We start from the raw sequence: 15937 nt of genomic DNA on the forward strand, positions 1-15937 counted from the left end.
GGCCGGATCGTCGGGGTGACCGGGTTGGTCACGCCTTCTTGGTCTCCCAGAAGATCTTCGCGATCTCGTCGATCTTCGCGAGGAGCTGGTCGGCCCCGCCCCGCGCCCCGCGCCCCGCGCCCCGCGCCCCGCGCCCCGCGCCCCGCGCCCCGCGCCCCGCGCCCAAGATCGTCGCAGTTTCGGGGATGTTGCTGCATCCGCCACGCGGGAGGCAGCAACATCCCCGAGGTTGCTGCCATCCCCCGCCCCGCCCGCCCACAGCCCGCGCGATCTTGCACATTCGGTGGTGACATAGCGGTTCAGAAGGCGCAAATCCCCAACCGAAACTGCAAGATCGCGGGGCGAGGCGGGGCGGGGCGAGGGCGGGGCGAGGGCGGGACGGGGCCGGACGGAGTGGTGGGGTGGAGACGACGAACCGGGCCGGCTGCTCGCAGCCGGCCCGGTTCAGGAGATGTTGATCAGTAGCGGTAGTGGTCCGGCTTGAACGGGCCCTCGGGGGACACGCCCAGGTACGCGGCCTGCTCCTTGGTGAGCGTGCTCAGCTTCGCGCCCAGCGCACCGAGGTGCAGGCGGGCCACCTTCTCGTCCAGGTGCTTGGGCAGCACGTAGACGCCGACCGGGTACTCCTCGGTCTTGGTGAACAGCTCGATCTGGGCGATCGTCTGGTTGGCGAACGAGTTCGACATGACGAAGCTCGGGTGCCCGGTGGCGTTGCCCAGGTTCAGCAGGCGCCCCTCGGACAGCACGATGACGGCGTGCCCGTCGGCGAAGCGCCACAGGTCGACCTGCGGCTTGATGTTGACCCGCTCCACGTCGGAGCGCTTCGCCAGGCCGGCCATGTCGATCTCGTTGTCGAAGTGGCCGATGTTGCCGACGATGGCCTGGTGCTTCATCCGGGCCATGTGCTCGTTGGTGATGACGTCGAAGCAGCCGGTGGCGGTGATGAAGATGTCCGCCTGCTCGACCACGTCGTCCAGGGTGGCGACCTGGTAGCCGTCCATCGCCGCCTGCAGGGCGCAGATCGGGTCGACCTCGGTCACCACGACCCGGGCGCCCTGACCGCGCAGCGACTCGGCGCAGCCCTTGCCCACGTCGCCGTAGCCCATCACCACGGCCATCTTGCCGCCGATCAGCACGTCGGTGGCCCGGTTGATGCCGTCGATCAGGGAGTGCCGGCAGCCGTACTTGTTGTCGAACTTGCTCTTGGTCACCGAGTCGTTGACGTTGATGGCCGGGAAGAGCAGCGTGCCGGCGCGGTGCATCTCGTAGAGGCGGTGCACGCCGGTGGTGGTCTCCTCGGTCACGCCCTTGATGCCGGCCGCGATCTGAGTCCAGCGCTGGCCGTCCTCGCCCAGCGAGCGGTGCAGCAGCTCGAGGATGACCGCGTACTCCTCGGAGTCGGCGGACTCGACCGGCGGCACGACGCCGGCCTTCTCGAACTCGGCGCCCTTGTGCACGAGCAGGGTGGCGTCACCGCCGTCGTCGAGGATCATGTTGGGGCCCTGCCCGTCCGGCCAGAGGAGCACCTGCTCGGTGCACCACCAGTACTCGGGCAGCGTCTCGCCCTTCCAGGCGTACACCGGGACGCCGGCGGGGGCGTCGGGGGTGCCGTCCGGGCCGACGACGATCGCGGCGGCGGCGTGGTCCTGGGTGGAGAAGATGTTGCAGGACGCCCAGCGAACCTGCGCCCCGAGGGCGACCAGCGTCTCGATCAGGACGGCGGTCTGGATGGTCATGTGCAGCGAGCCGGTGATCCGCGCGCCGGCGAGCGGCTGCGCCTCGGCGAACTCCCGCCGGATCGCCATCAGACCGGGCATCTCGTGCTCGGCGAGCTGGATCTCCTTGCGCCCGAACTCGGCGAGCGACAGATCCGCCACCTTGAAGTCGCCCTCGGCGAGCGTGCTCGGCCGGGCCTCGGACGGCGTACCGCTGGCGGCCGCCGGGAGGGTGCTGGTCATGAAAGCTCCTGTCGAACGATGTCTGCGCCGATCCTCCACCTTACGCGCGCCAGCGACGTCCGCCGGGGGACGGGCGGCGGACAGCGCACGGGGCGGTCGGTGGTGGACAGACCCGCTGCCCACCTCCGCCCGCCCCGCGCATCCCCCCGGTTTGGTTCCCCGCACGTTGCCGGACCGTCGTCGCGATAACGCTGCGTACTCATAGAGTCACACTCAGGCAAAGCTGAGTCAAGCTATTCCGGGAAAGTCGGACTTGTGTCGAGTCAGCGTAGGCCCGACGTCGCCACGTACGCCTCGCCGTCGCCGCTGATCCGCAGCGGCTCGCCGACCGCCGTGCCGATCGCCGCCTGGCCGGACGTCAACGTCAGAGCGCCCGCCCCGTCATCGACCGTCACCGAGCCCGCGCCGCAGAGCACCACCCGGGGACCGGGCAGGGCCAGCGTGGCCTCCGGCACGTCCGCGCCGACCCGCACCCGGTGCAGCGCGAAGTCGTCCACCGGCACCGCCCAGCAGTCCACCCCCGGGGCGACGTGCCGGGCGGCGCGCACCGGATCGTCGAGCACCTCGAAGCGCAGCACCCGCACCAACTCGTCCACGTCGACGCGCTTCGGCGTGAGACCGCCGCGCAGCACGTTGTCGCTGGCCGCCATGATCTCGACGCCACAGCCGCTGAGGTACGCGTGCAGGTTGCCCGCGGGCATCCAGATCGCCTCGCCCGGCACCAGCCGCACATGGTGCAGCAGTAGCGCCACCAGCACGCCCGGGTCGCCCGGATAGGCCTTCGCCAGCCGGCGGGCCAACTCGGCGTCCGGGCCGTCGGCCGCCGACGCCAGGACGGCCCGCAGCAGCCCGTCGCGCTCCGCGACCGGCCAGCCGAGCAGCGTGGCCACCGCCGTGCGCAGGCCCGCCGGCCCGATCCGCAGCGCGTCGACCACGGGCCCCAACTCGGGTACGCCGAACGCGGCGAGCGCCTCGGCCGACTCCACCGGATCGCGGAAGCCGCACAGCGCCTCGAACGGGGTGAGCGCGACCAACAACTCCGGCTTGTGATGCGGGTCGGAGTAGTTGCGCTCCCCCGCCGGGAGGTCCGCCTCCGCCGCGAACCCCGCCCGGGCCTGCTCGGCATCCGGGTGGGCCTGCAGGCTCAGCGGCGAGTCGGCGGCGAGGACCTTGAGCAGGAACGGCAGCCGGCTGCCGAAACGGCCGGCCACCCGTTGGCCCAGCCACTGCCCCGGCTCGTCGCGTACCAGGTCACAGAGGCTCACCCGGGCTCCGGCGCGCTCCACGCTGGCCGGGGCGCCCGGGTGGGCGCCCAACCACAGCTCCGCCTCCGGGCCGGGGCTGGGCACCGGTCGCCCCTGCAGCAGCGCGATGGCGGAGCGGGACCCCCAGGCGTAGTCCCGGATCGGTCCGTACAGCGGTTCCACCGTCTCAGACCCCGGGCCGCCCGACCGCCTCGCCCGCGGACTCCTCCGGCTGCGGTACGGCGGTGTCGGCAGCGGCGCCGGTGCCCGCCTTGGCGGCGGCGACGCTGTAGATGTCCGGCTCCAGGTAGATCACCCGGGCGATCGGCACGGCGGTACGGATACGCGCCTCGACCGCGTTGATGCCGCGGGCCAGGTCGTGCGCGCTCTCGCAGGCCGGTACGCCGATCTTCGCGGCCACCATCAGCTCTTCCGGGCCCAGGTAGAGCGTCTTCATGTGGATGATCCGCTCCACCTCGGGGCCCTCGGTGATGGCCCGCTCGATGGCCGCCAGGTCCTGCTGTTCGGCACCCTCACCGAGGAGCAGGCTCTTGGTCTCGATGGCCAGCACGATGGCGATGACCACCAGCAGGACGCCGATCATCGCGGTGCCGGCGGCGTCCCACCGACCGTCGCCGGTGGCCAGGGTCATGCCGACGCCGAACAGCGCGAAGACCAGACCGACCAGGGCGCCGAAGTCCTCCAGCAGCACCACCGGCAGCTCCGGCGCCTTGGCCCGCCGGATGAAACGCACCCAGGACTGCTTGCCCCGGATGTGGTTGGACTCCTTGATCGCCGTCCGGAAGGAGAACGACTCCATGGCGATCGCCGCCAGCAGCACCGCCACCGGAAGCCACTGCCACTCGGTGATGCCGTGCGGATCCGACCACTTGTGGTACGCCTCGTAGAGGGCGAACAGTCCACCGATGCTGAACAGCACGATCGACACGATGAACGCGTAGATGTAGCGCTCCCGGCCGTACCCGAACGGGTGTTCCGGCGTGGCCGCGCGCTTCGCCCGCTTGCCACCGAGCAGCAGCAGACCCTGGTTGCCGGAGTCGGCCACCGAGTGGACCGCCTCGGCCAGCATCGACGAGGACCCGGAGAGCAGGAACGCGATGAACTTGGTGACGGCGATGCCGACATTGGCCAGCAGGGCGGCGACGATCGCCTTCGTCCCGCCGTTCGCGCTCACGCCGCCACTCCGCTTCGCGTCGTGGTGACGTTCGTGCCGCGCCGCCCCCTGCTTTCGTTCACTGGTTCGACAGCTCCTTCATCTCGGTGATGGCCGGTACGGCCATCGGGTCCAACCCATGTGCCAGAGCAAGATAGATCGAGGCGAAGTCCGGTACGGCGATCAGCGAGGCCAGCCGCTCCAGAGCCGACCCGCCCTCGGCGGTCACCACGTCGCACCGCACGCCACGGCGCTCGGCGAGGGTCTGCACCGCGTCCGCGCGGCGCTCCTCGACGGCGAGCGGCTCGTCCGTGTCGTCGTCGGCGTTGAGCCCACCGTCGCGCAGCAGCACCAGCCGCAGCCGGGTGCCCTCGCCGTCGTCCTCCGACGGGTCGGCGAAGATGTCCCGCTCCCCCTCGGCCAGGCCGCCGAAGACGCCGTCCAGCAGCCCGACCCGCCCCCGCCCGGCCTCGCCCAGCGCCCCGGTGACCACCGGGTAGCGGGCGTTCGCGGACAGGGTGTCGCCGAACCGGCGGGCCGCCACGGTCGCCAGCGGCGACGAGCCCCACACGATCGGGATCGAGCCGGCCAGGCCCAGCGCCAACGACTTGGCCGGGTTGACGAACGACTCGGCGGTGGACCGGCAGCGGTCGGCGTCCGCGTCGAGCCGGGCCGCCGTCTCCGCCAGGTCCGCCTCGTTGACCTTCACCAGGCCGAGCGACCGCGCCGCCAGCAGGACCGGCACGGTGAGCGCCCAGAGGCTGGCCCGGGCCGGCGCCCGTCGGGGCACCGGGATGAACGGCGCGCGGGCCCGCTCGGCCACCGACTGCAACTGCGAGTCCGGTGCGCCCACCGCGACCAGTCGAGCGCCGCGCCGGTGCGCGGCCTCGGCGGCGCCGAGCGCCTCCGGGCTGCGACCCGACGCGCTCACCGCGATCACCACGTCGGCGGCGCCCACCCAACCGGGTACGCCCGAGCTGCGGTGCCCGATGATCGGGACCGGGCAGCGCGGCCCGGCGACCGTGGCCAGCACGTCACCGGTACGCCCGGCCGTGCCGATGCCGGCGATCACCACGGCCCGGGGCCGCCCGTCGTCGGCGAGCACCGCGAGGTTCGCCTCGGCGGCCAGCGCCGCGCTCTCGCGTACCTGGGCGCCACCCGAGGCGGTGTGTCGCAGCATGTCGCCCGGGTCGTGCTCGGCCAGCGCGTTCGGGTTGTCGAGCAGGGCCTCGTCGGCGTCGCGCCGACCGCTCACCCCGGCCGTACCGTCGATCATGACTGCTGCCCGGGGCCGCCACGCGCCTCGTCGAGGAGCAGCACCGGCACATCGTCGCGGACCTCGAAGATCCGACCGCACTCCGTGCAGGTCAACGTCTGCGCCTCCGCGTCGTAGGTCAGCGGGGCGTGGTGCGTGTCCGGGCAGGCGAGGATCTCGAGCAACTGCGGATCCAGGGCCATGGCACGGCTCCTTCCACGAGTGCGGGTCACCGACGGCGGTGCCGACCGGCGCAGGCGATCTTATCGGCGAACGCGGTCGAGCACCTCGTCCCGGAGCGAGACCATCCGCTCGCGGGTGGGCGCCTCGACGTTGAGCCGCAGCAGCGGCTCGGTGTTGGAGGCACGCAGGTTGAACCACGCGCCGTCTTCGAAGCGCAGCGTCAGCCCGTCCATCTCGTCGGTCGTCGCGTCCGGGTACGCGGCCCGCACGTCGGCCACCGCCGCGGCCTGGTCGGCGACCGTCGAGTTGATCTCGCCGGAGGCGACGTAGCGCTCGTACTCGCCGGCCAGCACGGACAACGGCAGCGACTGCTCGCCCAGGGCGGCCAGCGTGTGCATCGCGGCGAGCATCCCGGTGTCGGCGAACCAGAAGTCCCGGAAGTAGTAGTGGGCGGAGTGCTCCCCGCCGAAGACGGCGTTGGTGCGGGCCATCTCCGCCTTGATGAAGGAGTGCCCGACCCGGGCCACCACCGGCTCCCCACCATGCTCACGGATGATCTCCGCGACCGCGCTGGAGGTGATCAGACCGTGGATCACGGTGGAGCCTGGATGCTTGGCCAGCTCCCGCGCCGCCACCAGGGCGGTGATCGCCGACGGCGAGACCGGCTCGCCGCGCTCGTCGACCACGAAGCACCGGTCGGCGTCGCCGTCGAAGGCCAGGCCGATGTCGGCGCCGTGCTCGACGACGGCACGCTGGAGGTCGACCAGGTTCGCCGGGTCCAGCGGGTTCGCCTCGTGGTTGGGGAAACTACCGTCCAGCTCGAAGTAGAGCGGCACGATCTCCAGCGGCAGGGCCGACAGGGCGGCCTCGCCGAGCACGGTGGGGACGGTGTAGCCACCCATCCCGTTTCCGGCGTCGACAACCACCTTCAGCGGCCGGATGCCGGAGAGGTCGACCAGCTTGCGCAGGTACGCGGCGTAGTCGGGGAGCAGGTCGCGCCGCTCGGCCGGCCGGGTCGGCTCGCCCGCCGGGCGGGACGCCCCCGAGTCCAGCATCGCCTGCGCCCGGTCACGGATCTCCGCCAAGCCGCTGTCCTGGCCGATCGGCCGCGCGCCGGAGCGGCACATCTTGATGCCGTTGTACTGCGCCGGGTTGTGACTGGCCGTGAACATCGCCCCGGGCAGGCCGAGCGAGCCGGAGGCGAAGTAGAGCAGGTCGGTGGAGGCGAGCCCGATCTCGATCACCGAGCGCCCCTCGGCCCGTACCCCGGCGGCGAAGGCGGCCGCCAGGCCGGGCGAGCTGGCCCGCATGTCGTACCCGACGACGACGGCGTCACCGGGCTCGTCAGTGGCGTTGAGCAGCTGGGTGAAGGCGGCCCCGAGCGCCTCGGCGACCCGTTCGTCCCACTGGTCCGGCACCGTCCCTCGGACGTCGTACGCCTTCACGATCTGGGACAGATCAGACACTAGTTCCGCTCCTTGGCCGCAGGTTTCCAACGAACCTGAGCGTATCGGAGCGACCGGGCCGCGCCCCGCTCAGCCGGGGAGCCGGGGCATGAACACGGTGTGGTCGCCGTCGTCCGGCCGGGGCCGAGCACCCGGATCGGCGGGTGCGCCCGGCATGACCTGGGTGGCGTCCGGCAGGACCTGAGTGGCGTCCGGCGCGGGCGTGGCGGGTCGTGCCCCGTAGACGCCGCCGGGAGCGGGTCGCGGGACGGGTACCGCCGGCGGCTGCTGGCCGTACACCGGGCCGGGGTGACCGGGCGCGGCCGGCGACCCACCACCGGCGCGGTAGGTGGTCCCACCGGGGTTGCCCGGCAGCGGGCCGGGCTCGTCGGTCGGCGTGCGGTCCTGCCGGGAGCGGCGGACCAGCAGCACGATCAACAGCACACCCACCGCCACCATCGCGATGCCGAAGAACATGATCAGCGAACCACCACCACCGGCCTTGGCGGCCACCGCCGTCGTCGAGGGCGCGACGGAGGCCGGGCCCAGTGCGGCCGGGTCGACCACCTCGCCCGCCGTCGCGGCCTCGGTCGGGGTCGGGGTTGGGGTGGGCTTCTTCGATGGCGTCGGCGTCGGCGACGGGGAGAGCCGCCCGGCGACCTTGGCCGTGTCGGTGCCCTGCCCCAACTGCTGACCGGCGGCGGTGAGACCCACACCGGTCACGGAGAGCCGACCACCCGGCGTACCGGCGGCGAACGCCACCCGGTACCGCACGGTGATGCCCTTGCCCTTGCACAGCGTCGGCTTGGCCGGCGAGGTCTGCGCGGTCGTCACGCTGCCACCACCGCCGGACACGCCCACCGGAAACCAGCGCCCGCCCGCGTTGACCTGGACCGCCACCTGATCCGGCTGAAGACCCTCAAGGCTCAGGCCCAGAGCCGTACGCAGCAGGACGCATCCCTCGGAACGCTTGCGCACCGCGACGTTCACTCCCTGAGGGGAACCTCCGGCGGCGAAGCTGCTGGCCGCACCCACACGGACCGAGTCCTCGTCGGCCAGCGCGGGTGACGCACCGAGCATCACCAGGCCGACCAACAGACCGCAGACCGTCGCGAGCCGTGCGGCACGTCGACGCAGCGTCATGATCACCTCACCGTTCCTCCCCGGGTGGGGTCCGCCGGACAGGCTACTACCGGGCCACTCCCACCACCGGCCATAGAGCGGTCGGTATGTGTGCGGCGTTACGGTCTACGCCCCGCGTCCGGCCCGGGCGAGAGCGTCGCGGCAGAGCCGGTCGGCGGTGCGCGTCGTCTCGGGAAGGCGATAGCGCGGAGTCAACGCGAGCACCCGGGCAGTGGCGTTCTCCAGACTCATCCGGTGCCCGACGCTCACGAAGACCGGCTTGACGCCGTCCCGGGTACGCACCACCCGGCCGAGCACCTCACCCCCGTCGCGCAGCGCCGACCAGGCGCCCCGCTCGGCGGCCGGGGCTTCCCACTCGCCGACCAGCGGCGTCTTCCCCACTCCGATGGCGGGCAGGCCGGTGACCACCCCGAGGTGACAGGCCAGCCCGAACCGGCGCGGATGCGCCAGCCCGTGCCCGTCACAGACCAGCAGGTCCGGGACGGTCTTCACCGCGTCGAGGGCGGCGAGCAGAGCCGGCGCCTCGCGGAAGGCGAACAACCCCGGCACGTAGTCGAACGCGGGCCGGCCGACGCTGACCGCCGAATCCACCACGGTCAGCGTCCGAGCATCCAACACGGTCACGGCCGCCGCGAGGAGGTCACCGCTCTCGGCGTACGCCACGTCCAGGCCGGCCACCGTGTCCGGCGCGAGCGGGCCGGGCCCGACCAGGTCGACCAGCGGCCGCAACTCCTCCTGTACGGCCACCGCCTCGGCGACCGAACGTGGAGTCCGGGTGAGCGCCGCCCTTGATCCACTCGATTTCGGCGACGTCGCGGTATCCCGCGCCCCCGGACAGCCCGACATCGGCGATGTCGAGTCGATCACGCTCGGCGACTCCATACCGGTCACCTCGTCGCCCGACCTGCCCTAGCGGGAGGACCGGCTCGCATCGCCGTCCTCGGCTGGAGTCGACGCCTCGACAGGTTCCCCATCGGCGCCGTCGTCGACCCGCCTCCGGGTAGCACCGAACGCGACACCGACGACGACGGCCATGGCGACACCGAACGCCACCCCTCCCTTCGGGCCGAACGAAGGGATACCGATCGCCAGGCCGAACAGGAGGCCGACCGCCCACGCCCAGAAACCGGAGCTGCTGCTGCCCGTAGTGGATCTCGCCATGGAGCGATGTTAATAAACACGGTCAACCGCCGTTCGGCGCTACGGAGCGGGCCGCGCCGCGCACCGGTGCGCCCACAGGATGCTCAGGCGAGCTTCAGCTCGTCGCGGGCCTCGTCGATCCACCGGACGATGCCGTACGCGCCGCTGCCGGTAGCCAGTGACGTGGCCTCGTCGAGCAAGCCACGGGCGGCGTCCCGGTCACCGTCGCTCGCCGCCAGGTCCGCCAGACCGATCAGATTCGCCGCCACCCCCGGCGTGAAGGACACCTTCCGGCGCAACCGCGTCGACTCCTCCAGCAACTCCCGCGCCGCCTCGACCCGGCCGGCGGCCTGCTCGCCGAAGCAGAGGTGCCGCAACACGTACGAGAGGGTCAGCTCGTCCCCCGCCTCCGTCGCCAGCTCACGCGCCCGCGCGAAGGCCGGGTCGGCGGCGGCCTGGTCCTGCCGGATCACCTGGTGGACCGTGCCCACCCAGAACAGCGCCTCACCCTCGCCACGGGCGTCGCCCACCTCGCGGTAGAGCTGCGCCGCCCGCTCGAAGAGCGGCAGCTCGGCCGCGTCCTCCGTGCCGGTCTCGAGGAAACGGGCGTGCAACAGCCGTCCACGAGCCAGGGCCGTGTCCGCCTCCACCGCGACGAGATCCCGCTCGGCCTCGTCCAACGACGTCGAGTCACCACCGAAGACCGCCTGCTCGTAGCGCTCCTGCGCCCGCGTCAACCGGACGTCGAACCCCTCGGCCATCACTGACCCACCCTTCCGTCAATACGCTCGCGTAGGAGATCGGCGTGGCCATTGTGCCGCGCGTACTCCTCGATCATGTGCACCAGAAGCCTGCGCAGAACGATGACGTTGCCGTCGCGTTGCCGCCCCTGCACGTCGAGATCCGCAGCCTCGCTCACGAACTGTTCGGCGAACGCCACCTCCGCACGCCAGGCCCGGTACGCCTCGTCGACCACCGTCGGATCGGCGACCGCGCCGTCGAAGTCGCCGTCCGGATCGTCGTCCGAGCAGTACCGCTGGGGCGCGACCTGGCCGGCCATCGTCCTGCGGAACCAGCCGCGCTCCACCTCGGCCAGGTGACGGATCAACCCGAGCAGCGACATCGTCGACGGTGGCACCGACCGCCGGGCCAACTGCTCGGCGTTCAGGCCGTCGCACTTCAACTCGAAGGTGAGGCGTTGGTCGCGCAGGTACTCGACGAGAACGGCCCGCTCGTCGGCGAAGTTACCGTCCGAGCGTGGGTCGTCGTCCGGATGGACGAACAGGTACGACCAACCGAAGGTCCGCGTGGGTTCGCCGCCGGAGGTCGCCGCCTCGGCGCGTGAATCAGCCATACGACGACTCTCGTCGATACCCGCCCACACCGGCAACCGGGAACCCACTCGGTCGCCCGCGCCGGTCAGCGGGACACCGTGACAGGAGAGCCGGCGGCGCACCCCCGTGCGGGCCCGCGACGAGCGCGATGATCCGCAACTAGCGGGCAGCCAGATCGGGATCGGCACCCGGATCGCCGGCCGCACGAAGTTGCTCCTCGAACATCACGAACGACCGCTGCCGGATCCCCCGGATGAGAGCCTGCTCTTTGGGCGACAACGGTCGCCCTTGAGCCTTCGCCGCGTCCCTGAGCGCCTGCACGGTCTCGTAGAGGGCGAAGACCGGACCTTCGCCTTCGAGGTAGTGAGCGCGGAACCGCTCCACTTCCTGCACGAACTCCTCCGGGGTGCGCCGGAAGATCTCACCCCCCACGCCGAGTGTGATCTCCCCGAAAATGTCGTTCTTCTCCTGCCAACCCCCACTGTCGATGGAGAGGCACCACACCCTGGCACCGCGATCCGGCGTTTCCACAATCTTTACCGGGGTTGAGTAATAGAGATAGTAGGAGGGAAGCGAAATATCCCCGGACATTAGGAATCCCTCTCGAAGGTCGACTGCAACGCTTCCCAGAACAGTTGGCGCTCGCGGTGACGTATGCCTGCGGTAATCGCTCGCTCCTTCGGCGTCAACGCTCGCCCCTCCGCTTGGGCGAGAGCTTCGAGATCGCGCCGTACCTCATAGAGCCCATGCTCCCAAACGGCAACAGCATCGAGCGCCGCCAGGTGCAGCCGGAACTCAGCCAGATGGCCACCCCGCGTCTGCAGCACGAGTTGCACGTCCCGGTAGCCGCTGTCCATAGGTGACACGAAGCGGTCGTCGCAGGCAACGATGACGACGTCAGGATGGTGGCGCATCCGCTGAAGTGCCGTGTAGAGGTCGTCGAGGCTCCGAAACTCGACCTTGGCGGCGGCAAGGTCGAGCATCTTCGAGGCGTCGCCCCCGTACTTGTTGACCTTGTCCTCGGCCCGGCGGCGGTCCTTGGGCCCGGAGCGCCAGCCAGGCTCACCGACACGACGGTCACCGACCTGGGCCAGAGCCGTCGCCAGCTGGTTCAGCTCCAGCTGAGCGACAGCCGCAGCCGAGTAGAGGTCGTCCAGGTAGCGCTTGCGATAGCCCTCGCTGCCTCGTTGATGCTTGTCGAAGCCCGACTGGGTGGGCGGATCATCCGGTAACTGGATACTCGCGCTGATCAGGCGCTGCTCGTCGGTCAGGGGTGTCGGCTGCGGGTGCGACGCCTGTTGGTCCGCCGCCTCGGACCCTGCCGTCTCCTGCTGACCGATGTCGGCGAGTACGTCGGCGAGGGCGTCGATGGCCTGCTGGTGGCTCGCCAGGTGGTGCAGCGTCAGCGGTCGGGCCGTCAGTGAGTTCGCCAGTTCGGGCGTGGCGAGGATGATTCGTGCCAGATCCGGTGCCTGCGCCAGTTGCCGGGCCAACGTCTCGGCCAGCTTCGGCTCGTTCGGGGGCGGCTCTCGCAGGGCGGTGTCCAGCATGTCGCGGATGCGGGTGTCGGCGAACAGCCGCGACACGTCCTGGGCGGCCGCGTCGTCGAGGCTGGGCACCAGCCGCCGGAGGCTCGGCGGATCCACCGCCCTCGCGAAGTCGGCGGGACTCAACCCGGCCGAGAAGACCTCGTCCAGACTGCCGGCCTGCCCGAGCAACCCGGTCGGAGGCTGACTCACGCGAGCGTCAGACGACGGGCCGTCCGGCACCGAGCCGGGGCCGTCCAGCAACAGGTACATGCGGTTGACGTACGGGTCGCCGTGGCCGCCGTCGTCGTACCCGGGTGGGTGGGTCGGCAGGTCGGGGCGTTCACTGAACCGGCCCCGGGGCAGTCCGCCCAGCGGCATCGGCCGGCCGTCTCCGCCCAGGACGAGCGCGTCGATGCCGACCACGTCGGGATACAGCGGATGGTCGCGGACGAGGCCGGTCTGCGGGTCGACGTAGAGGACGGTGCCGTTCTGGTTGAGTGCCACCCAGGCGTGCGAGCCACCACCGGCCCACTCGGTGATCAGGAACGCGTAGCTGCCGTGGCCGCCCAGCAGCAGTTGGTCGTGCAGATTGGCATACCCCTGCCGGGCCTGCGCCGGGTCTGACGGCTGACCGGGGGTGAGTACGCGTTGGAAGCGGCCGCCGGTGGCGTCCTCCACCCGGCCGGGGCCACCGGCCTCACCACGGATCGGGCGTCGGATGTCGCCGTCGAGGTAGCCGTCGAAGGTACGCGGCGCGGACACCCGCGGTCGCCCGTGCACCCACGTCTCGAAAAGCGACAGGGTGCAGTCCAGGCAGTTGATGCCACGGGTGGCGTCGGCCTGGGGGCCGCCGTCGTTCAGGAGGCGGAACCAGCCGCCCCGGCGCGGATCGGCGGTGCGTCGGACGGTGCCGTCGCGTTCGCGCGGCATCTGTCGTTCGACGTCGACCTGGTGCAGCGCCAGTGGTGGCCGGAGCCCGCCCGGCTGCCCGTACGGGCGGGAGTCGTCGATCGGCGGGGGGACGTCGTCGCCGGTGAGGCGGGACGGGCCGCTGGTCTCCACCGCGCCGAGCGCGAGAGCGCCCACGTCGCTGTTGGCGTGCGCGAAGGACCCGTCGGCCAGGTCGACGACCGGCGGCGCCGTGATGCCCGCCAGTACGTCGTTGGCCAGGTCACGCCAGTGGGCGTACGCGCGCGTCTCGTCGTTCGCCGCCCGCTGCCAGCCGTCGGCCCACTGCCGGTGGCCGGTCTGGTGCAACTGTCGGGCGTAGTTGGCGTACTCGACAGCCCGGCGGTCGTGCTCCGCCGCCCGCGCCCGCAGGCGGACGGCCTCGGCCTGCCTGCGGTTGTTCTCGAAGCCGATCCGCTGTGCCTCGAAGTGGCCCTGGTAGCGCCGCCGCTCGGCGGCCTCCGCCTCGGCGAGCCACTGGGCCGCGTACCAGTCGTCGACGTCGGCCGTGGACTCCACCGGATCGCCGAACGCCACCACGTCGACCGGCGCCGACGTGCGACCGGCGGTCCTCTGCCGGGGTACGCGGGGTGGCGCGATCGACTCCCGCGTCGCGGTCGACTCGGGTGCGGAGTGCCGGCCCGTCGGCGCGACCACCGTGCTCCCGTCTGCCGGGGTCAGGGCTGCGCCGTGCCGGCCGGCGACGTCGGGGGACGCGCCGGCCGTCGGCCCAGTGGACGTGAACGGGGACGCCAGCGGAGGCGCGATGGCCGGGGCGGGGCCGGCGGACGCGAGCGGCGTCGAGAGCCCGGCAGTGCTCGCGGCCGCCGGGCCGACCGGAGGCACCGCCCCCACGGCCGACACCGGCCCGGTCGTCGAGGTCACGGAAGTCGAGGGGGATGCGAGCGCCGACGGCAGCGGACCCGACGACGGCCCGACCACTGTGGGCGGGGAAGCCGCCGAGGTCACCGGAACCGGCGACGAGACGGCCGCGGCGGCCCCGGGCAGACCGGTCGACGAGGGTACGGGGCCGCTGACGCCCGGGGCGACGCCGGCCGGCTCGACCGCCGGGGCGACCGCCGGGGCGACCGCCGGGGCGACCGCCGGGGCGACCGCCGGGGCGACCGCCGGGGCGACCGCCGGGGCGACCGCCGGGGCGACGCCGACCCCTGGGCCGCCGGCCGGGTCGACGACACCGGCAACGGGCGCGGTGACCCCCGAGAGCGGGGGCGCAACCGCGTGATGTCCCGGCTCCGCAACGCCCGCGAGCCCGACATCACCCCCCACCGCCGGCCGGGCTGCACTCGCCCCGGGCCCGTCGGCTGGCAGCCCAGGCGCGCCGGCTGCTGCCGACACCGACGAATCGGCGACGTCCGCGCCATTCCCCGTCAGACCCGACGAAGAAGACACCGCCCCGGAGCCCGCCGGCCCGGAAGACACCGTCCCAGTGGCCGGCCCTGGCGAAACCGGCCCAGACGACACGGGCGTGGACGTCGCGAGTTCCGGTGGTGGGGGCGGGATCGGAAGCGACGGGCCGGCGAGGGACGCTCCGGCCAGAGCGTCGGCCTGTGCGCGAAGGCGTGCCTGCAGAGCGTGGTCGGTCTGCGCGGTCGTCGAGCCGGTGACGCCGGACGCGGCGGCGCGTACCACGTCGTCGACCGAGGCCATGCCCTGCCCGGTGGCGACGCTGGCGGCGCTCTCGGCCAGCATCTCGCCGGTCATCTCCCGACCGAGGTGCTCGCCGATACGTGCCGCGCGGCCGGTCACGTGGCGGCCCAGGGCGGCCAGCGGCGCGACCGCACCGCCGGCGAGCCCGCCGACCGCCGAAGCGCCCAGATCGGTCAGGTCGACGCCGTGTGCCCGGCCCGTCAAGTTCTGGTACGTCTGCGTGGCGAGGCTGATCCCGGACTCCTCGGCCGCCTCCTCCAACCCTTCCCGGGTGGCGCGCTTGGCGAGCCCACGTACGCCGCCCTTGGCGACCTCCTTGGCCGCGCGTTCGCCGGCCTCCTTGAGCCCGCGCCGCAGCGCCTTGCTGGCCAGTTGCCCCATGAGGCGTTTGAAGATCTGCTGGATGAGTAGCCGGGTCGCGGTGACGGCCGCGCCGGCCGCCGGAGACGCCGCCCCGGCGGTGAGCAACGCCGCCACCGCCACCGAGATCAGTTCGACGACCAGGATCCCCAGCTCGATCCAGACTTCGATCTTGGCACCCTCGATGTCGCAGCCGCACTCCTCGACCAGGCGGCCGAGGTCGGCGGTGACCGCGAGCAGCACCGGCAGGGGTGCGTCGGCGCCCTCGGCGATGCCGCGCCAGGCCGCCTCGAACGCGGCGTCGACAGCTCCCACGCCGCCGTATCCGCCGCGTACCTCGGTGGCGGCCGCCGCGGCGTCGGCGTGCGGGCCGGCGAGGACGGAGGCGACCGCGTACCACTGGTCCGCGACGTCCCAGACGGCCCGTTCGTTGCCCTCCGGCCACTGCACACCGACGGCCCAGTCGAGGGCCTCGTAGATCCAGCCCGGTACGTCCCAGGGCGCGTAGTCGAGTGGGTGCGGGATCGGGCTGGGCAGCACGCTCATCGGGATCGCC

At 72.3% G+C, this 15937-nt stretch carries 15 protein-coding genes; 1 reads left to right on the forward strand and 14 read right to left on the reverse strand.

Going from position 1 to position 15937, the window contains the following annotated elements:
• Nucleotides 1-28: 28 nt before the first annotated feature.
• From AB0B55_RS27785 to AB0B55_RS27825, 9 genes are all read right to left on the reverse strand, one after another.
• Nucleotides 29-166: a hypothetical protein gene (locus AB0B55_RS27785; RefSeq protein ID WP_357174832.1), complete on the reverse strand. Its 138-nt coding sequence runs from the start codon at nt 164-166 to the stop codon at nt 29-31.
• A 292-nt stretch (nt 167-458) separates the two neighbouring features.
• Nucleotides 459-1958, reverse strand: a complete 1500-nt coding sequence (gene ahcY / locus AB0B55_RS27790; protein WP_357174835.1) for an adenosylhomocysteinase — start codon at nt 1956-1958, stop codon at nt 459-461.
• Between the two features lie 263 nt (nt 1959-2221).
• Nucleotides 2222-3385, reverse strand: a complete 1164-nt coding sequence (manA, locus tag AB0B55_RS27795; protein WP_357174838.1) for a mannose-6-phosphate isomerase, class I — start codon at nt 3383-3385, stop codon at nt 2222-2224.
• Nucleotides 3386-3389: 4 nt separating this feature from the next.
• Nucleotides 3390-4397 carry a cation diffusion facilitator family transporter gene (locus AB0B55_RS27800; protein ID WP_357129874.1) on the reverse strand — a complete coding sequence of 336 codons (1008 nt, stop codon included), beginning with the start codon at nt 4395-4397 and terminating at the stop codon, nt 3390-3392.
• A gap of 58 nt (nt 4398-4455) precedes the next feature.
• Complete coding sequence (locus AB0B55_RS27805; protein ID WP_357129876.1) at nt 4456-5652, reverse strand: SIS domain-containing protein; 1197 nt, start codon at nt 5650-5652, stop codon at nt 4456-4458.
• A complete protein-coding gene (locus AB0B55_RS27810; RefSeq protein ID WP_007455824.1) occupies nt 5649-5834 on the reverse strand; it encodes a Trm112 family protein in 186 nt (61 codons plus the stop codon). The genes AB0B55_RS27805 and AB0B55_RS27810 overlap by 4 nt, the downstream gene beginning before the upstream one ends.
• 60 nt (nt 5835-5894) lie before the next feature.
• Nucleotides 5895-7280: a phosphomannomutase/phosphoglucomutase gene (locus AB0B55_RS27815; RefSeq protein ID WP_357129880.1), complete on the reverse strand. Its 1386-nt coding sequence runs from the start codon at nt 7278-7280 to the stop codon at nt 5895-5897.
• A 69-nt stretch (nt 7281-7349) separates the two neighbouring features.
• Nucleotides 7350-8402, reverse strand: a complete 1053-nt coding sequence (locus tag AB0B55_RS27820) for a hypothetical protein (protein ID WP_357129883.1) — start codon at nt 8400-8402, stop codon at nt 7350-7352.
• Nucleotides 8403-8507: 105 nt separating this feature from the next.
• On the reverse strand, nt 8508-9149 hold the full coding sequence (locus AB0B55_RS27825) for an endonuclease V (protein WP_357129886.1): 642 nt from the start codon (nt 9147-9149) through the stop codon (nt 8508-8510).
• Nucleotides 9150-9177: 28 nt separating this feature from the next.
• Here AB0B55_RS27825 and AB0B55_RS27830 point away from each other — a divergent pair, with 28 nt between their 5' ends.
• Nucleotides 9178-9315, forward strand: a complete 138-nt coding sequence (locus AB0B55_RS27830) for a hypothetical protein (protein WP_357174841.1) — start codon at nt 9178-9180, stop codon at nt 9313-9315.
• Here the strand turns inward: AB0B55_RS27830 and AB0B55_RS27835 are convergent.
• From AB0B55_RS27835 to AB0B55_RS27855, 5 genes are all read right to left on the reverse strand, one after another.
• Nucleotides 9312-9563 carry a hypothetical protein gene (locus AB0B55_RS27835; protein WP_357129892.1) on the reverse strand — a complete coding sequence of 84 codons (252 nt, stop codon included), beginning with the start codon at nt 9561-9563 and terminating at the stop codon, nt 9312-9314. The genes AB0B55_RS27830 and AB0B55_RS27835 overlap by 4 nt on opposite strands.
• Before the next feature lie 83 nt (nt 9564-9646).
• Complete coding sequence (locus AB0B55_RS27840; protein ID WP_357174844.1) at nt 9647-10303, reverse strand: tetratricopeptide repeat protein; 657 nt, start codon at nt 10301-10303, stop codon at nt 9647-9649.
• A complete protein-coding gene (locus AB0B55_RS27845; protein WP_357129898.1) occupies nt 10303-10896 on the reverse strand; it encodes a DinB family protein in 594 nt (197 codons plus the stop codon). The genes AB0B55_RS27840 and AB0B55_RS27845 overlap by 1 nt, the downstream gene beginning before the upstream one ends.
• 139 nt (nt 10897-11035) lie before the next feature.
• Nucleotides 11036-11467 (reverse strand): hypothetical protein, encoded by a 432-nt coding sequence (locus AB0B55_RS27850; protein ID WP_357129901.1) that lies wholly within the window; start codon nt 11465-11467, stop codon nt 11036-11038.
• On the reverse strand, nt 11467-15927 hold the full coding sequence (locus AB0B55_RS27855) for a toxin glutamine deamidase domain-containing protein (RefSeq protein WP_357174847.1): 4461 nt from the start codon (nt 15925-15927) through the stop codon (nt 11467-11469). Before AB0B55_RS27855 ends, AB0B55_RS27850 begins: the two co-directional genes overlap by 1 nt.
• Between the last annotated feature and the right edge of the window lie 10 nt (nt 15928-15937).

Source organism: Micromonospora sp. NPDC049107, from assembly GCF_040648595.1.
In the GTDB taxonomy this organism is placed as follows: Bacteria; Actinomycetota; Actinomycetes; order Mycobacteriales; family Micromonosporaceae; genus Micromonospora.